We start from the raw sequence: 17,654 nt of genomic DNA, 5'->3' as shown, positions 1-17,654 counted from the left end.
GAAGGTTTGCCAACCTGGGGCGTCGGGCTGCCCGTTTCCCGACGGGTGCTCGTTTGCCCTCATCGGTACAGGTATCCGATGCCACGACCGACCATCGGCTCGGCTCGGGCGCTGCGCGGTGATCGCTTGCACCGTGGTCACCGGGGCGTCGGCGACCAGCAAGCCGCAGCGAAGTTACCCGACGTCTTCACCGATCCGTTGGTCGGGCCGCAGGAGGACGGCCAATCCCCTGCTACGGCAGCAGTCACCGCCCGATTGCCGGCCTGGGTCACCGTCACGGACGGCATCCGGGACCGGGCCGCGGCCGGATCCCGTGCCACAACGGCTATCCCGCAGTACATCCTCGGGCACCTGGTCCAGAACTGGCCCAACACCTCGGGCAACTCGAAATCACACGCGACATCGTCCCGGCGGGGTGCTGAGGTTAGTTCACCCGCCCGTATTCGGTGCATTTGCACCGACATCGAATGAGTTGATGAGACTGCGGGCCGCTTCGCGTGCCGCGCATACCCAGGGTGGACCGGGTTCGGCATGGGCGCTGGTCATGGTGCCGTCGTAGAGAGCAGCGAGTTGGAGGATCAGCAGGTCATCCGGGCCGGTAATTCCGATCGGGCGGAGAAGTTCGCGGAAGAGCTCTCGTACCCATGTGCGGTGCGGTGCCCGAGGTTGACGCTGTGGCCCGGCGAGTCCGGCGATGATTCGGCCTCGGCATTGACGAACGGGCAGCCGCGGAAGTCGTCGCTTTCGAACCACTCGCCGAGCAGGTCGAAAACCAGCAGCGCCTTGTTTTCCGGGCTGCCCCCGCGTGCGTGAAGTTGGTCGGCGACGTGGCTTTGCCAGGCGTCGCTGCGCCTTTGAAGGTATGCCGCGACCAGGTCGTCCTTGGTTCGGAAATAGGTGTACATGGTGGTTTTGGAGACGTCGGCTCGCGCAACGATCAAATCGACGCCGGTGGCATGGAGGCCTCGTTCGTAGAACAGTCGGTCGGCGGTGGCCAGAACCCGTTCGAGGCCCGGCTTGCGACGAGTCTTCGCTGCGGTCGTGGGCCCACCCTACGCAGTTGAACAGACCTGTTCAGTTACGACGAGAGGGGCAACTCATGACCACCCCGGATACTTCACCGCGTACGAGAACTTCGCCATCACCCGCGACGAGCACGGCGTCCTTCTGGTGCGCTTCCACACCGACGGCGGACCGCTCACGTTCACCGGTCAGACCCACGAACACTTTCCGGCGCTGTTAGAGGAGATCGCGCTCGACTGCGACAACAGGGCCATGGTGCTCATCGGGAGCGGCGACCACTTCATCAAGGACATCGACGGCCCGAGCCTCGGAGAGATCTTCAAGCCTGCGGCGTGGGAGAAGACTCGCGTCGAGGAAGCCAAGGTGCTTCAGCGACTGGTCGAGTTGCCCCTTCCTGTCGTCGGGGTCGCGAACGGTCCGGCGATCATCCGTTCCGAATACCTGCTGCTCTCCGACATCCATATCGCCTCGGAGCGCGCCACGTACGGCGACTTCCCGCACCCCGCCTTCGGTATCACCGGCGGCGACGGCGTCCAGGTCGTCTGGGAGGAGATCGCCGGGACCGCCCGCGCCAAGTGGCTGCTGTGGACCGGGGAGTCGAGCGACGCCGAAACCGCTCTGCAGTGGGGTGTCGTCAGCGAATTAGTGGCCCATGACCCGGCTCTTGACCGCGGCCTTGAGATCGCGCGCGGCCTTGCCGCGAAGCCGGCACTCTACCGGACGCTGCAGAAGCAGACCCTCAACCGGAACCTGCGCAAGCGGATCCTGCAGGACGTCCCGTTCGGCATGGCACTCGAAGGCCTCACCGCCGCCGACATGCCGTACCAGAGCTGATGGGTTCGCCATGGACCTGAGTGCAGCGCCAGGACTCGGTGTCATCCTCGGCGCCCGGGTGCTCGGTAAATTCTAGGACGATGCCAACCGACACCACTGCCAAGTCTCGCAAGAACTACGCCGGTACGTCACCCCTGACGATCGCATCGGGCGAGAAACGTGCCGTCCTCGCCCGACATGTGCGTAACGGGCGGCTCTACGATGCGATCGATCAATGGGCATTCTGCGCGGTTAACCAAAGCCCGGGAGCTCGCGCGCTCTACGACCGACACCACGCCGCCGGCGATCTGCACCACCAAGCACTCCGCGCACTCGGCAATCGCCTCGTCGGACTCCTCCACGGATGCCTACGCCACCACGCCATCTACGACGAGACCATCGCGTGGGCACACCAACCGGAGCACAATTCCAAGGCCGCTTGACAGTTGCAGCCCTGGGATGTTTAGGCGCCAGCGAATGCATGTTCCCTGAACGGCGCGACGAACCCAACGGCACCCATCTCGTTCGGCCAAAAAGATGAGTAAGTGATGAGTTACGGGTCCACAACCGTCCGTTGACTGCGCAACGATACACTCACAGTGTCCGTCTGCACGGGTCAGAGCGGTATGAGCCGCAGACTTGACTCCCAGTACAAGTCATTGGGAGTCAAGTCTCCGAAACGCCCTACGCGGCTTGAGAATCTGCAGGTCAGAGCGTTGGCCATTTTCGCGAAGTTTGCGGATGCCCAGACATACCCGGACAGCAAAAAGTGCCCCTGACCAGCGTAAACGCTGTTCAGGGGGACTTGGTGTGCGCCATCAGGGACTCGAACCCCGGACCCGCTGATTAAGAGTCAGCTGCTCTAACCAACTGAGCTAATGGCGCCGATCCGCACCGCATGTTCACTGCGGTGCGGGAGAAACATTAACAGCAGATCCGGCCAGATGTGAAATCGGCTGGTCGGAGTGCCTGCTGCGTCAGTTGAAGATCCGGCGAACCACGAGAACTGCCACCACTGCGCCGACTCCGAGCAAGGTGAACTTCACTGCAGGCTCGTTGAGCTTCGACACCACGGACTCTTTGGTGTTGGCAACGATGTTCTTGGGGCTGGCACGGACGCTCAGCTCGTCCAGGGTGCTGGCGAGCTGATTGCGAGCGGCCTCGATCTCGCGCTCGATTCGGTCGGTGTCCTTGGCCACGTGTCCTCCAACTTGTTGCAAATAGTGCCGGTCGCAGTCGAGCCTAGAGCACGACGATGTTTCGATACTCTCGTGCGGTGACCGAATACAGCAAGCTCGAGCCGGGCGACACCGCTCCGGCGTTCACCCTGCCCGATGCCGACGGCAAGGACGTCTCCCTCGCGGACTACGCGGGCAAGAAAGTGATCGTGTACTTCTACCCCGCCGCGAGCACCCCGGGCTGCACCAAGCAGGCCTGCGACTTCCGCGACAACCTGGCCGAACTCAACGGCGAGGGCCTCGAAGTCATCGGCATCTCGCCCGACAAACCCGCCAAACTCGCCAAGTTCCGCGACAAGGAAGGGTTGACGTTCCCCTTGCTCGCCGACGAGCAGAAGACGACCTTGCAGGCGTGGGGCGCATTCGGCGAGAAGAAGAACTACGGCAAGGTCTACGAGGGCGTCATTCGCTCCACCTTCCTCGTCGACGAGGCCGGCAAGATCGAGGTGGCGCAGTACAACGTCCGCGCCACCGGCCACGTAGCCAAGCTCCGTCGCGATCTAGCTGTCTGACCCCGCAAGCCGCTGCAGGAACAGCGCCTCGGCGACGGCCATCTTCTCGATCTCCGTCGGGTCCACGCTCTCGTTGGGGGCGTGGATCCGGCACTGCGGCTCCTCGACGCCCATCAGCACGATCTCGGCATCGGGCAGCACCCGGGCCAACCCAGTGCACAGCGGAATCGACCCACCCTGCCCGGCCGTCCCCATCGGATGCCCGAATGCCTCCTCCAACGCCTCGGAGAGCGCCGCGTAGCCCGGCCCGTCGGTGCGGGCCCGAAACGGCGACCCGATCGCTTCCCGATCGACCGTGACGCGAGCATTCCACGGCGTGTGCGCCACCAGGTGAGCCGCCAAGGCATCCTGAGCCTGCTGCGCATCCATCCCCGGCGGCACCCGCAGATTCAGCCGTGCTGACGCGCGAGGCGAGATGGCCGCGGCCGACCCGACGACCGGTGGGCAGTCGATCCCCAGGATCGTCAGAGCGGGCCGCGCCCACACCGCGTCGGCCACCGAGCTCGAGCCCGCCAGCCCGACGCCGTCGAGCACTCCAGCGTCGGAGCGGAACTGCTCGGCCCCGTACTCGACGCCTTCCCACGTCTGTGCTGCGTCGAGACCGTCCACCACGGTGTCGCCCTGCTCGTTGCGGAGCGTCGCGAGCACCTGCACCAGGGCGGCGAGTGCGTCCGGTGCCGGGCCGCCGTACATGCCGGAATGCACTTCTCCCGCGAGGGTTTCGACGTGCACCACCACGTTTGCGATACCGCGCAGCGTGGTGGTGACCGTCGGCATGCCCACCCTCGCATTGCCTGTGTCGGCGATGACAACGATGTCGGCGGCGAACAGTTCGGGGCGCTGCTCCACGAGCACTTCCAGTCCGCCGGTGCCCATTTCTTCCGAACCCTCGCAGACGATCCGGATGCCGATGTCGAGCGAGTCCCCCAGCGCCCGTAACGCCAGCAGGTGCATGATCACATTGCCTTTGCAATCCGCCGAACCGCGTCCGTACCAACGGCCGTCCCGCTCGGTCAGCTCGAAAGGCTCACTGTCCCAGAAATTTCGGTCACCAGGAGGCTGCACGTCGTAGTGCGAGTACAGCAGGACGGTCGGCGCTCCTGGCGGTGCCGGACGCGACCCGACCACAGCGAGTGACCCGTCGACGGTCTCGATCAGTTGGACGTCGGGAATGCCTGCGTCGACGAAGGCCCGTTGCACCCACTGCGCGGCACCGGTGCATTCCTCGACCGGGAACTGCCGGGGATCGTGCACCGATGCGAACCGAACCAAGTCGGCCAACTCCGCTTTCGCTCGCGGCATCGCGGCACCGATGTCGGATCGAACGTCCACGGGTCGTGCATCGGCAGGCATGAGTCCTCCATACGAGAAATGACAGACGGGCTTTCGCCAGTCTGTCATCACCGTTCACTCCGTGGAGCCTGCGGAATGGCCCCGGGCCCAGAATTGGTTCACCGTCAGCCGCCGGAGAGCTCCTGTTCGATCCACTCACCGGTGTGCTGCCAATGACGTTCCCACGCTTCCTGTTCCAGTTGTTCCGGTGATTTGCCCGGCTCGGGAACGATAGCGGGAAGGGTGAACTGCGGAGGGTCGATCGTGGTTCGGGTCGGTGCGGGCGGTGTGTCCTGCGTTGTCCAGGGCGGAGGCTGCGTCGGCTCGGTCGGCTGCGTCGTCCAGGGCTGCCCCTGGGGCGTCCAGGGAGGTGCGGCTTCGGTCGGCTGCACCGTCTCGGCCGAATCGGAGGTCGGCGGGATCGTTTCGATAGGCGGAACGATCGGAGCGAGCGTGTCGACGGTCGTAGGGTCCACCTGCCGGGTTTCACCGGCCAGATCGGCACCGCTGTCGCGTCGATCGACGACCTGCTCTGCGGTCGATTCGGGGGCACTCGGCTGCGTGGCCGCCACTGCGACACCGGCCGAGGCCACACCAGCGAGCAGTACGGCGGCGAAGATCGCCTTCCGCCCCGACGCCCCCGAACTCCACGATCCGGCCCCGATCTTTCCAGCAGACGCGGCAACGAGCGCAGGTTGCGCCCCCTGCTCGTCGACCTCGGAGGGGTCGGCGTCGCTGCCGACGGGTGCGCTGCTCGCTGCCGACAGCGGCACCGTCGCCTCCGATGGGCCCTTCTGCGATTCCGATTCCGATTCGGCCGGCGCAGCGGTCGGCGCGGAAGGCTGCTCGGGCAGTGGGAGAGCCTCGGGCTGCTGTGCCGATGCGAGCAGGGCCGCTCCGCGGGCTGCAACCTGATCGGCATCGGCCACTCGGACAACGGGCACACCGAGACCGAGCGCGAGAATGTCTATCAGATCGCGATTGCTCGACTTGTCTCCGAACAACGCCACGAAGTCCGGCTTCTTGCCTGCCTCGTCCACCACCTCCCACGCCAGTGGAATGGTGCTGCCGATGCGCTCGGGCGACATCGAGTCCAGCGAGGCAGCCTTCGTGGGGGTGAGCGATGCGTCTTCGACGTCGGCGAGCGAGATGGACACACCCGCCTCCCCCATGTAGTACAGGAGCACGGACTTCGCGTCGGCGAATTCGGTCGATTGCGTCAACCAGCGGAGGAATGATTCGGACGCCGAGAAGAGCTGTGTCTGGTCGTCGCCCAGAGCGGTGACGAACTCGGCGCGCTCGGCCTCGGACCGACAGGCCACGCCCAGTGCGTCCACCTCGAGGCCGAGGGTCGCGGCCTCGGTACGCATCGCCCCGATTGCTGTTGCCAGCACGGAGGCGGCGTCGGGAACGAGGGGGCTCGTCAGATCCGCGAGCAGTTCGCCCGAGGTCGGCTCGACGAGAACTGTATGCATCGAGCCGGATTCGATCGCTATACCGATAGCAGCCATGGCAGTCTCCCTGTACTCAGGGTGGAGGCACCCGACCATGATCGTCGTTCAGCGGTTCCGAACGACGATCACCCTGCACAGAAATTGGTTCTTGTCCCCGAACCATACCCGTTGACTGTTCAATTGGTCGAAATAGGGCTTGGAGTTTGTCACTGAATTCAGAACAAGCCCTTGTCGCGCCGTACAGGCCCGCTTGCAACGTTCGGTCGTTTTCACCGTCTCTGCAGGCCGGGTCTCGGTTTTGTTCAGCGACGCATAGGGCAGGTGTGGATACCAAGCACCTGCGCCGGATAGCCTGACCGGGTGGAATCCTCTGCTCGTGCCCAGTCCTCGCGCCGTCTCGACGCCGCGCTCGAGTCGACGGCACAGACGCAGGAACTGATGCCACGACGCCGGCCCACCCAAGAACGCAGCCAACGCAAGTTCGACGCACTCTTGCAGGCCTCGCGCGAACTGCTCAGCGACGTGGGCTTCGAGTCGTTCACCTGCGAGGAAGTCGCCTCCCGCGCCGAACTCCCCATCGGCACCCTCTACCAGTTCTTCGCCAACAAGTACGTCATCGTCTGCGAACTCAATCGCCAGGACCTCGTCGGAGTCCAGCAGGAACTCGCCGAGTTCGACGGCGAGGTCCCGTCGCTGGACTGGGTGCGGTTCCTCAACAACTTCGTCGACCACATGGCGGGTATGTGGATGACCGACCCGTCGCGCCGTGAGGTGTGGCTGGCCATGCAGTCGACGCCGTCCACGCGGGCGACCGGCGTGATCCACGAGCGCGAGTTCGCCGAACAGGTCTCGCGCATGCTCGGACCACTGACTCCGCGCACGCCCCGGCACCGCCGCAACCTCATGGCACAGGTGTTGGTGCACATCGTCTACTCGATGCTCAACTTCTCGGTGCAGGACGGCCAGAGTCACGAGGATGCGGTCGCGGAGCTCAAACGCATCATGATGGCGTACCTACTCGTCGCCGAGAAGGAGAGCAGGCGCTCCGGCGGATCGCCGACGCCTGATCCTGACGACACCTGATCCTGACGACGCCTGATCCCGACGACACCTGATCCCGACCCGGCTCCACAGACGAAAGGCCCGCCCGATCTCGTGGATCGGACGGGCCTGACGCGTTTCAGTACGGACTCACTCCTCCAGAATCGCCACCGCAGCGGCGATGTCACCGTCGTGAGTCAACGACAGATGAATCTTGACCGTCGGCAGGAACTCCTGCGCAATGCCGTGCAGCTTGATGGACGGGCGACCCCACGCATCGTTGACGACCTCGATCAGCGGGTACGGGTTGTCACCGATCTGCGGTGGCCGGGCGAATCGCGATGTCGCCCATGCCTTCAACACCGCTTCCTTGGCAGCCCACCGAGCTGCGTAGTGGCGGGTCGGATCGGAACTCTTCGTCGCGGCATGTCGACGCTCACCCGCGGTGAAGCTGTCGCGAATCATCGTCGTGCCGACCTTCTCCATCTGCTCGGCGAAGTCGGACACCGTCACCAGGTCGAAACCCACTCCCAGGATCGCCATCAGATGGCACCCGGCAGACCGGACGAGTAGACGTCGTCTTCGCCGAGGCGAGCAGACTCGTTGAGCAACACGTGTGCCTCCAGTTCGCGTGACGCCTTGGCCGGCGTCCCGTCATGTCCAAGTCGTCGATCGTCGGGCCGCTCGTACAGGGAGTCGCCTCCCACCATCGCCGAGATCAGCCTGCGCTGACCGGCGATGCGCCGCTCGTTCGACTGAGCGATGTACGCAGCACGCCTGTCGGCCGGAATGGCCTCGAGGAACGCCTGCGGGTGCACCAGCGCGATGAGCCCCGACACGTGTCCGAACCCGAGCGAGGTCAGCAGACCTGCCTTGAGCGGAACCGAGTCACCGAAGCGCAGTGGCTCACGAGCCCACACCAGATGCTCGAAGCCGGTCATCTTGTCGTCGACGCAGTCGAGGCTGCGGTTCGGCGGGATGACGCCGCCCGCCAGCACCTGGCACAGGCCGATCAGCTGCCAGGCAGCCGCTCCACCCTTCGAGTGGCCGGTGAGGCTCTTCTGCGAGACGACGAACAGCGGGGCACCGTCCGAACGGCCGATGGCCTTCGCGAGGCGGGTATGCAGTTCGGCCTCGTTCGGGTCGTTGGCCGCGGTCGACGTGTCGTGCTTGGAGATCACGGCCACATCGTCCGCGCTGACGCCCAATGCGTTCAACGAAAGCGCAAGCGCAGAATCCTTGCCTCCACGACCGGCGCTCAGTGCGCCGAGTCCCGGAGCCGGGATGGAGGTATGAACTCCGTCGCCGTAGGACTGTGCGTACGCCACCACACCGAGGACCGGCAGCCCCATCTCGAGGGCGAGATCGCCGCGGGCGAGCAGAATCGTTCCGCCGCCGTGCGACTCGACGAACCCACCGCGCCTGCGGTCGTTGGCCCGGGAGAAGCGTCGGTCGCTGATGCCCTTGGCGGTCATCGCTGCCGAGTCGGCGGTGGCCGACATGTCACCGAAGCCGATGATGCCTTCGGTGCTCAGGTCGTCGAAGCCGCCTGCGACCACTACCTGCGCCTTGCCCAGTTTGATCTTGTCGACGCCTTCCTCGACCGAGACCGCCGCGGTGGCACAGGCGGCGACGGGGTGAACCATCGCGCCGTAGCTACCGACGTACGACTGGACCACGTGCGCTGCAACGACGTTCGGCAGCGCCTCCTGCAGGATGTCGTTCGCACGGGCATCTCCGAGCAGGGTGTCGATGTACAGCGAGCGCATCGATTCCATGCCGCCCATGCCGGTGCCCTGTGTGTTGGCCACCAGTGTGGGGTGCACCCAGCGCATCAGTTCCGACGGGTTGAAGCCCGAGGAGATGAATGCATCGACCGTGGTGACGATGTTCCACAGGGCAACGCGATCGACCGAGCTGGCCATGTCGGGCGAGATGCCCCACTTGGTGGGATCGAATCCGGTCGGAATCTGCCCGCCGACGGTGCGGCTGAGCTTCATCTTGCGCGGAACGCGAATCTCGGTGCCCGCCTTGCGAGTGACCTGCCAATCACTCGAATCCGGGACCGGCGTGATCAGCGTGTGCTCGGGGTCCGCCGCTGCGAACGACCGTGCATCGATCTCGGTTCCGACCACGAACGTCAGGTCGTTGTCGAGGAAGATCGAGGTCATCAGCGGAGCGGTGTTGCCGACCATCGCGCCGTCGTCACCGTAGGTACGGATGCCACACTTCTCGACCACGATGTCGTGGTACTTGTCGGCGATGTCCTCCTCCGGCACCAGGTCACCGGACTCGATGTCGTACCAACCCGGCTTGGGATCGTTCTCCCAGGCGATCAGGCCGGTGTTCCATGCGAGTTCGAGAACGCCTGCGGCAGAGAGCTGCTCGTCGACCTCCATCTCGAAGCGGGTGCGTGCCGAACCGTAAGGTCCGAGCTCGCCTGCGCCGACGATGACAACCAGGTCCTTCGGGTCGACATCGAGCGCCGGCCACGCAGGAGCGGTGGTCGAGGTCGACAGACGCGGCGGGGCGGGCAGTGCCGCGATCACCGAATCGTCCACTTCCTCTTCGGTCTTCTCGGCAGCGGCGGCAGCCGCGTCCCGAGCGAGTTCGACGAGGTTGAGCTCGGTATTGGCCAGTCCGCCGGTGAGATCGGCAACGATCGGCTCCTGAGCAGCCTGACGACGAGCGGCAGGCGTGCACAGTTCGAGCAGTTCGGTTGCCATCTCTTCGGTCGACCAGGTGCGCACACCCTCGGCTTCGACGGCCTCGACGATGGGATCGTTTCCGCCCATCAGGCCGGTTCCGCGGACCCAACCGATGTGAGCGTGGGCGATGGACACCCGCTCGGCCCAGTTCTTCTCCGAACCCCACTTGGTGACAACGGCATCCAGTGCAGCCTTGGATTCGCCGTAAGCACCGTCGCCACCGAACATTCCGCGGTTCGGCGATCCCGGCAGCACCACATGCAGGTGGGTATCGATGTCGGTGTCGTAGCCGACCTTCGACAGTCCGGTGATCAGACGCTCGACCGACCAGAGCAGCACGCGCATTTCCATCTCGGCGCGAGCGCCCGCGTCGGACATCTCGCCCATTACTCGCGGTGCAGCGAACGGGAACAGCATCGTCGGAGTCGTTGCGGCCTTGACCAGAGTCTTTGCGCCACCGGCAGTGTCGATGAAGTCGCTGCCGATCCACTCGATGAGTGCATCGACATCGTTGTACGACGCGATGTTGGCCGGAACCACCCAGAGCGAGGCTCCGCTGCGTGCGTTGTCGCGGTAGAGGCTGCGGTAGAAGCCGAGTCGCTCGTCGTCGAGCCTGGAGGTGGTGACGAAGACCGTCGCTCCCCCGGCCAGCAGCTTGGCCGTCACCGCAGCTGCGATGGAGCCCTTGCTGCCGCCGGTGACCACTGCGACCTCGTCGGCCCATTGGCCCTTGTCCTCGGATGCGACCGCGATATCCGCGATGCGTCCGAAGGTCTCCGCGAGCACTGTCTTGTTCGCGTAGTCGGCCTTGGCCTTCCACCACTGTGCCTGCGACGCAACGGCATTGCCTGCACCTGCGAAGGACTCGACCGCGACGTCGCCTGCAGTACCGAGCCACAGCCGGGCCAGGTCCTCACGGGCGGTGGCCCACCGGTCGTCGATCAGGACCGCTCGCTTGGCGTCGAACGCCGGGGCGACGAGGCGAGGCCAGTCGGATCCGAGCTCGGCCGAGACCAATTCGACCAGTGCAGCGTCGGGATCCTCTGCCAGCAGAGCGTTGGGCGCATCGGCCAGTCCGAGCTGTTCGAGCACCAGTCGGGCTGCGGAGGCCAGGACGCCGTCGCGGCCGGTGATGTGCTCGGTGAACTCACCGAGAGCAGCAGCGTCGACGGTTCCGCCGGCCCCACCGCCCGCTTGTGGCATCGAGACTGCGACGCCGCGGCGTGCGGCCACTGCGGCCACTGCGGCATCGATGACGTTGTCGACCGCGTTGCCGTCGGCGAGAGCGCCGTCGGCGAGGCCGCCGAGTGCACCGCCGCGCACCGAGGCACCGTCACGGGTACCGAGAGCGACCTCGGCGGTGACGTGATGTGCCCAACCGTCGCCCAGTTCCCAGGTCTTCTTGATTCGATCGGCGATCGAGGCCGGGCGTCGTCCCGAGGGACCGAAGACCTTGCGCAGGTGATCGTTGATCGAATCGCTGAGCACCGGGCCGAAGGGCTTGTAGGTACGAGCCAGCTTGTTGACCGTGCCCGAGAGCGCGCCCATGTCGGCGTCGGCTGCGCCGTCGATGGCACCGAGCGAGAGCTCGGAGCCGAGGTCGACGAGCAGCTGGTTACGGCGTGAGGACACGCCGTCGCACAGCGCCTCGATGGTGTCGGCGGGTCCGATCTGATCGAGCTGCAGTTTGGTCCACAGTCCGATGAGGATCTTGGTCGCATCGGCGGCGAGGAACGCGATGTCGTCCGGACGCGGTCCGCCCGACGGTGCTGCCGCCGGGGCGGGTGCTGCGGCCGGAGCGGCAGCCGCTGCCGGAGCTGCGGCCTCGGGAGCAGGAGTTGCCTCCTCCTCCTCGGCCGGAGCCGGGTCGGTGTCGGTGCCGTAGATGATCGCAGCCTCGCGCTCGAGGTTGAGTACCTCGACCGGGTGGCCGAAGCGGCCCGGCAGCTTGAGGGTCTGCGACGCGAGGTTCGCCACGGTCGGTGTTGCACCGAGGCCGATCTCGACGAAGCGCTCGACGCCCATGCCGCCGTCGGACTCGTCTGCGAACAGCAGGTCCTGGGTCTCGATCCAGCGCACCGGGCTGGCGAACTGCCATGCCAGCAGCTCGGTCAGGATCACGCGGCACAGATCGCTCGGCCGTGCGGTCCACGAATCGAATTCTGCGAGAACAGCATTCAGCGGCTCGGACGGAACCAGATCGGCGATCTCCTGAACGAACTCGCGGTCGAGAGAGAACGGCTTGGGCACCAGGTTCGGGATGTAGCGCCCTACCAGGATCGCCGGATCGATCTGCTCGGGGAGCAGAGTCTCGAGACGGTTGCGGAAATCGTCGACTCCGCCGCGCAGCACCGTGGAGTGGAACGGCACATCGATGCCGGGGACCATGATGTAGGCGGCCTTGCCACCGAACTCTGCTCGGCGGATCGCGATCTTCTTCTCCAGCTCGCCGAGACCGGCGACCGTACCTGCAATGGCGTACTGCGAACCGCGCAGGTTGAGGTTGACGATCTCGAGGAACTCACCCGATTCTGCTGAGACACCGGCGACGAAGTCTTGCACGTCCTCGTCGGCCAAGCCGATCTGAGACGGGCGAATCGCTGCCATGCGGTAGTCACTGCGACCGCTGGCGTCACGCGGAACCAGGGCATGCATGGCCGAACCACGCTGGAAGACGACCTCGAGGACGGCTTCGAGCGGAAGCACACCGGCGACCGCTGCGAGGGCGTTGTACTCACCGACGGAGTGGCCGGCGAGAATCGAATTCTCCACGAAAGCACCGGATTCACGCAGTTCGGCAACCTGTGCGACGCCGAGAACCGCCATCGCGACCTGGGTGAACTGAGTCAGGTGCAGCACCCCGTCGGGATGCTTGTGCGTCACGCCGCGTGCCTTGAGCGTGGTCGGGTTGTCCCGCACCACAGCGAGAATGGAGAAGCCGAGCGCACTGCGGGTGTGCTTGTCGGCACGCTCCCACACCTCACGTGCGGCCTTCGAGCGAGACCGTGCGTCCAGGCCCATGCCCGCACGCTGGATCCCCTGGCCGGGGAAGGCGTAGACGGTTTTCGGCGGCGCGGTGCGAGCGGTGGCGACCATGACCAGTTCGCCTGCGACACGGCAGGAGACCTCGATCAGTTCGGCACCCTGGTCGAATCCGGTGCGGTCGACGCGAACGTCGATCTCGGCTCCGGGGCGGACCATACCGAGGAATCGTGCGGTCCAGGCGGTCAAGCGACGCGGCGGAGTCTTGGTGTCCGCGTGGTCGACGGCGGTGACTGTCTGCTGGGCTGCAGCCGAGAGCCACATGCCGTGCACGATCGGGCTGCCGAGACCGGCAAGCAGAGCCGCGGCGTCCGAGGTGTGGATGGGGTTGTGATCGCCCGAGACCTGAGCGAACGCAGCCATGTTGCGCGGGGCGACGACGGTGACCTGACGTCGGCGACGACGCGGGGTGTCCTTGGCGTCGTCACCGACGGATCCACCTGCGCGAGCCGGATCGGTCAGTTCACCCTTGCCGGTGCGTCCACGAATGGCGAAGCGCTCCACCAGGGTTGCGACTGCGGGAGCATCGAGACCCTCGCTGAGCATGGCACCGATCTCGACGGTGACCTCGACGACGCGGCCGAGGTCGGTGTCGAGCACCTCTCCTGCCGCTGCTTTGACCACGAGAATCGAAGTGTCCGAGGGCAGTTCGCCGACCAGGTTCACACTGTGATCGAGGTGCACCAGGTCGAGCATGCCCTCGATGACGTCGATGCCGTCTGCAGTTCTGGTGGCACCCAAGACCGCGAAGACGGCCGGCCAGCAGGCACCGACGAGGACGTCGGGAACGGCCTTGCCGCTGACGGTCAACGAGTCGGGAAGTCCGGATCCGGTGACGCCTGCGTGGTCGGCGATCAGATCGGGAATCCATGCGATGTTCAGACGGGCGACGCCGCCCTTGACAGTCGGAAGCTCCTGGCCTGCAGCAACTCCGAGTAGTGCCGACATCGCTTGCTGAGCGTCCTGCGCGGTGACGACGGGAGCGCCGCCGTCGATCGTGGAGGCCGGAACCGTCAGGCGAATCCGAACTTCCTTGCCCGGAGCGAGAGGGACCAGCAGCTCCACGTGCTCCGAATCCAGCACGGTCAGCGTGGATCCGGTCTGTGGATGTGCGGCAACCGTCTCGGATTCGACGGTCCACTCGGCCGGATCACCCAGGCGTGCAACGGGGTTCTGCGTCATGCGCGAGGCCCAGGTGACGTCGGGAGCAGCCAGCACGATGCCCAGCAGTCCGGGTGCGATCTCGGCGTGGCGGCGGCTGGCGATAGCCGACGGCTCGATGCCCTCGGCGATGAGCTGGTCCGCGGTGGCCTTCTCGAATCGGTTCAGCAGTTCGCCGACGGGCTCGTCCACGCGGGTGATGCCGGCGACAGCGACGGTTCCGGGGATGACGCAGACCTGATCGGCGGAGTAGCGAGGATCGTGCGCCTGCCACAGCGAGTCACTGCGCCACCAGCGGCGTACGTCGCCGTCGACGACGGGGACGAAGTTGACCGGCTTGCCGGGCATGCGGCACAGCGAGGTGAAGAACGTGATGTCGGCCGGGTGCAGAACCACGTCGGCGGCGTCGGGGAACTGGGCGAGCAGCGACTTCAGTGCCGCGTGCGGGCGCTCGAGAACCTCGGCGTCGGCGAACAGGGTGGGGATCGGTCCACGATCGACGGGGTGCAGGCGAGCCTCGGCGCGCTGCAGCATCTCCAGGAAGCGGGTGCGCCAGGTGATGTCGAGCCACACCGATTTGCGGGTCTCGTTGACGGCATCGGTGAATTCACCGCCGCAATCGAATTCGTTGCGCGAGTCCGTGCCGATGGCCAGGTCCAGGTAGCGTGCGAGCCACTGCTGGTAGGTCATCTCGGCGACGTCACCGAAGAACGGCTTGGCGGTGCCGTCGAGCGCGGCGATGATCTCGTCGCGGCGTTCGGCCACGGCGTCGGCGTCGCCGGCGACCTCGTCGAGCAGTCGACCGCAACGCGATGCCGCGTTGTCGATCTCGTGGATATCGGCACCGAGCTGGCTGCGGCCCGAGGCCATTCCGCCGGTGGCGGTTCCCGCGCCGACCCAGTCGGGAGTTCCCGGTGTGTCGACGAGGAGCTGCTTGACCTCCGGTGCCGTGGTGGCTTCCAGAGTGGCCATGGCGGCGGTACCGACGAGGATGCCGTCGAGCGGCATCTTGGGATAGCCGTACGCGGCCGACCACGTGCCGGTGAGGTACTCGGCGGCCCGCTCGGGTGTCCCGATGCCGCCACCGACACAGACGACGAGGTTGGGCCGCGAACGCAGCTCTGCGTAGGTGGTCAGCAGCAGATCGTCGAGGTCCTCCCAGGAGTGGTGCCCGCCTGCGCGGCCACCCTCGATGTGAACGTTGACCTGGTAGGACGGGACCTCGTTGGCGATGCGGATGACGGCGCGGATCTGCGCGACGGTGCCCGGCTTGAACGAGACGTAGCTGATGCCTGCCTCGGACAGCTCCTCGATGAGCGCCACTGCCTCGTCGAGTTCCGGGATGCCTGCAGTGACGACGACGCCGTCGATGGCGGCACCAGCGGCGCGAGCGCGCTGCACGATACGGCGTCCGCCGAGCTGGAGCTTCCACAGGTACGGATCGAGGAAGAGCGAGTTGAACTGGATGGCGCGGCCGGGCTCGAGCAGCGTGGAGAGCTCGGCGACACGATCGGTGAAGATGTCCTCGGTGACCTGGCCGCCACCGGCGAGCTCGGCCCAGTGACCTGCGTTGGCAGCTGCTGCAACGATCTTCGCGTCGACCGTCGTCGGCGTCATACCTGCGAGCAGGATCGGCGAACGGCCGGTCATCTTGGTGAAGGAGGTCTCGACCACGACGCGCCCGTCCGGGAGCGTCACCGGTGTGGGTGCGAACGCCGACCATGCGGGCTGGACCTCGGGTGCGGCCCCCGGGGTGAGGAGATTGCGGTGGCCTCCACGCGAGGACGCAGCGATGATGCCGACGCCCTGTCCACGCAGCGCCGGGGTGGTCATGCGGGTGAGCAGGTCGCCCGGACCGAGATCGAGGATCCAGTCGGCACCGGCGTCGACGACGCCGTCGATGGCGTCGACCCAATCCACGGAGTCCACCAGGATCTTCTGCGCGAGGGACCGCGCGAGATCGACGTCGAGCCCACAACGCTGCGCCCAGGCACTGACGAGTTCGACTGCGTCGGCAAGGGCGGGGTGATGGAAGCCGATCTCGACGGGAAGCTGCTCGAAGACCGGCGCGAACACGGCACCGCCGCGCTTCTTGGCGTCGCGTTCACGCTCTTCCTCGGCAGCGATCTGCTCGCATTTCTCCTGCACGCGAGCAAGCTGGGCCGGCGGTCCGGACAGTACGACACGACGACGGCCGTTGCGGATGGCGAGGGCGGCGGATCGCTCCGGCGCATCGGGAAGCGCAAGTTCGTCGACGATGGACTGCAGGCGTTCGGGTTCGACATTGGCGACCGAGACCATCGGCGCACGGTCACCGGCACCGATGATTCCGCGTCGACGCCCGACGAGACCTGCTGCAGCACCGACCAATTGAGCGATGGCCAGGAAGTTCGCGTCCTGGGTGCCGTCGGCAGCGACCGACTCGGCAGCGATGAGGCCCTGTGAGTGTCCGACGACTTCGACCGGAGGGGTCTGAGATGGGTCGAGTCCCTGCAGCTTCAGGGCGCGCAGCGCGGCGACCTGAGTGAGAAACACTCCGGGAAGCGACACCGCTGCTGAGGTCAGAGCGGCCTCGGACGGCCCTTCGGAGCCCTCGGTGTCGTCGTCGGCGAGATCCTGCTCGAGCATCCAGCCGATGGGGTCGAATCCGACGGATCGGACGACCAGCAGTTCGTCGGAGACGGGCGCGACCACGGCTGCGGCCTCGTTGACGAGATCGGTCAGTTCGGGCTCGAGCGCCGAGTCGCGGGCCAGCTCTTCGAGCGAGCTGAGCCACGGTGCACCCTGACCACCGAAGGCCAGTGCATACGGCTCACCCGCGGCGAAACGATCTGCCAGAGTCCGAGAGCCGCCATTGCTTTTCGGGGATTTGCCAGCGCCGCCGTTACTCCGCGTGCCTCGTCCGTGTGATGGTGTGCTCTCGTTGATCGTCAAGGCTGAAGATTCCTCTCGTGGGCGCCTCGGGGGTCGGGGCGCTCGCTGTGATGGCTGCCCGAGTGCGTCGTGGGCTACAGGGGCGATGCGGTGAGACTGTCCTCGTCGACAGGCCTCTCTCCGTGCCTCCCAAGGTTGACACAAAATCATGAGGAAATCCTCAGGTTTGCTCGGACGTCCGATTGCTACCAGCGAGTACGCCGACCCAAGCTCCTTTACTTTTGGTTTACCTAACCCGTCGGTAACCAGCATCCACGCTGGCGAGAGCGTCGGACGCGCCGCCATAACATGAGGGAAACCTCGCGTTTTTCGTTATCTTTTCGTGATGTGATCTCGAGCACAGACGAACTCTGGCCAACCCTGTCGGTGGCGTCCCCTAGCGTCATTCCTCGAGCC

General features: G+C 65.9%; 10 protein-coding genes, 1 tRNA gene and 1 pseudogene. 5 read left to right on the top strand and 7 right to left on the bottom strand.

Features of this window, described 5'->3' with window-relative positions; all coding sequences use genetic code 11:
• Positions 1-78: 78 nt before the first annotated feature.
• Positions 79-471 carry a hypothetical protein gene (locus J1M87_RS14265; protein WP_037141414.1) on the top strand — a complete coding sequence of 131 codons (393 nt, stop codon included), beginning with the start codon at positions 79-81 and terminating at the stop codon, positions 469-471.
• A 107-nt stretch (positions 472-578) separates the two neighbouring features.
• On the opposite strand, the gene J1M87_RS14260 is transcribed toward J1M87_RS14265, so the two are convergent.
• Positions 579-998 (bottom strand): TetR/AcrR family transcriptional regulator, encoded by a 420-nt coding sequence (locus J1M87_RS14260; protein WP_080733896.1) that lies wholly within the window; start codon positions 996-998, stop codon positions 579-581.
• A 43-nt stretch (positions 999-1,041) separates the two neighbouring features.
• On the opposite strand from J1M87_RS14260, the gene J1M87_RS14255 reads away from it, so the two are divergent.
• Positions 1,042-1,857 carry an enoyl-CoA hydratase/isomerase family protein gene (locus J1M87_RS14255; RefSeq protein ID WP_206490056.1) on the top strand — a complete coding sequence of 272 codons (816 nt, stop codon included), beginning with the start codon at positions 1,042-1,044 and terminating at the stop codon, positions 1,855-1,857.
• 28 nt (positions 1,858-1,885) lie between these two features.
• Positions 1,886-2,279: pseudogene (locus tag J1M87_RS14250) on the top strand (transposase); the annotation flags it as partial.
• Positions 2,280-2,647: 368 nt separating this feature from the next.
• On the opposite strand, the gene J1M87_RS14245 reads toward J1M87_RS14250, so the two are convergent.
• Together J1M87_RS14245 and J1M87_RS14240 are read right to left on the bottom strand one after the other, a co-directional pair.
• Positions 2,648-2,721 (bottom strand) — tRNA-Lys (locus tag J1M87_RS14245).
• A 92-nt stretch (positions 2,722-2,813) separates the two neighbouring features.
• Complete coding sequence (locus J1M87_RS14240; protein WP_206490055.1) at positions 2,814-3,035, bottom strand: DUF3618 domain-containing protein; 222 nt, start codon at positions 3,033-3,035, stop codon at positions 2,814-2,816.
• A 77-nt stretch (positions 3,036-3,112) separates the two neighbouring features.
• Here J1M87_RS14240 and bcp point away from each other — a divergent pair, with 77 nt between their 5' ends.
• Positions 3,113-3,586: a thioredoxin-dependent thiol peroxidase gene (gene bcp, locus J1M87_RS14235; protein WP_206490054.1), complete on the top strand. Its 474-nt coding sequence runs from the start codon at positions 3,113-3,115 to the stop codon at positions 3,584-3,586.
• Here the strand turns inward: bcp and J1M87_RS14230 are convergent.
• Both J1M87_RS14230 and J1M87_RS14225 read right to left on the bottom strand, forming a co-directional pair.
• Positions 3,575-4,939, bottom strand: coding sequence for a dipeptidase (locus J1M87_RS14230; protein WP_206490053.1), 1,365 nt, complete (start codon positions 4,937-4,939; stop codon positions 3,575-3,577). The genes bcp and J1M87_RS14230 overlap by 12 nt on opposite strands.
• 104 nt (positions 4,940-5,043) lie before the next feature.
• The gene (locus tag J1M87_RS14225; RefSeq protein ID WP_206490052.1) at positions 5,044-6,429 is read right to left on the bottom strand and encodes a hypothetical protein; all 1,386 of its coding nucleotides are present in this window, start codon (positions 6,427-6,429) and stop codon (positions 5,044-5,046) included.
• A gap of 381 nt (positions 6,430-6,810) precedes the next feature.
• On the opposite strand from J1M87_RS14225, the gene J1M87_RS14220 reads away from it, so the two are divergent.
• Entirely contained in the window at positions 6,811-7,455 is a 645-nt protein-coding gene (locus tag J1M87_RS14220) for a TetR family transcriptional regulator (protein WP_241256951.1), read from the top strand.
• Positions 7,456-7,563: 108 nt separating this feature from the next.
• Here the strand turns inward: J1M87_RS14220 and J1M87_RS14215 are convergent, their stop codons facing one another.
• Positions 7,564-7,956, bottom strand: a complete 393-nt coding sequence (locus tag J1M87_RS14215) for a holo-ACP synthase (protein WP_032375969.1) — start codon at positions 7,954-7,956, stop codon at positions 7,564-7,566.
• The gene (locus J1M87_RS14210) at positions 7,956-17,258 is read right to left on the bottom strand and encodes a type I polyketide synthase (RefSeq protein ID WP_206490050.1); all 9,303 of its coding nucleotides are present in this window, start codon (positions 17,256-17,258) and stop codon (positions 7,956-7,958) included. Before J1M87_RS14210 ends, J1M87_RS14215 begins: the two co-directional genes overlap by 1 nt.
• Between the last annotated feature and the right edge of the window lie 396 nt (positions 17,259-17,654).

Origin of the sequence: Rhodococcus sp. KRD162, from assembly GCF_017168335.1 — a bacterium.
Taxonomy (GTDB): domain Bacteria; phylum Actinomycetota; class Actinomycetes; order Mycobacteriales; family Mycobacteriaceae; genus Rhodococcoides.
Note: the sequence above shows the minus strand (reverse complement) of the source record. Positions and strands in the feature narration are given on the sequence as shown.

Coding starts and splice junctions, on each gene's coding strand:
- J1M87_RS14265 (WP_037141414.1), top strand. CDS start 79: ATGCCACGACCGACCATCGGCTCGGCTCGGGCGCTGCGCGGTGATCGC.
- J1M87_RS14230 (WP_206490053.1), bottom strand. CDS start 4,939: ATGCCTGCCGATGCACGACCCGTGGACGTTCGATCCGACATCGGTGCC.
- J1M87_RS14225 (WP_206490052.1), bottom strand. CDS start 6,429: ATGGCTGCTATCGGTATAGCGATCGAATCCGGCTCGATGCATACAGTT.
- J1M87_RS14220 (WP_241256951.1), top strand. CDS start 6,811: ATGCCACGACGCCGGCCCACCCAAGAACGCAGCCAACGCAAGTTCGAC.
- J1M87_RS14215 (WP_032375969.1), bottom strand. CDS start 7,956: ATGGCGATCCTGGGAGTGGGTTTCGACCTGGTGACGGTGTCCGACTTC.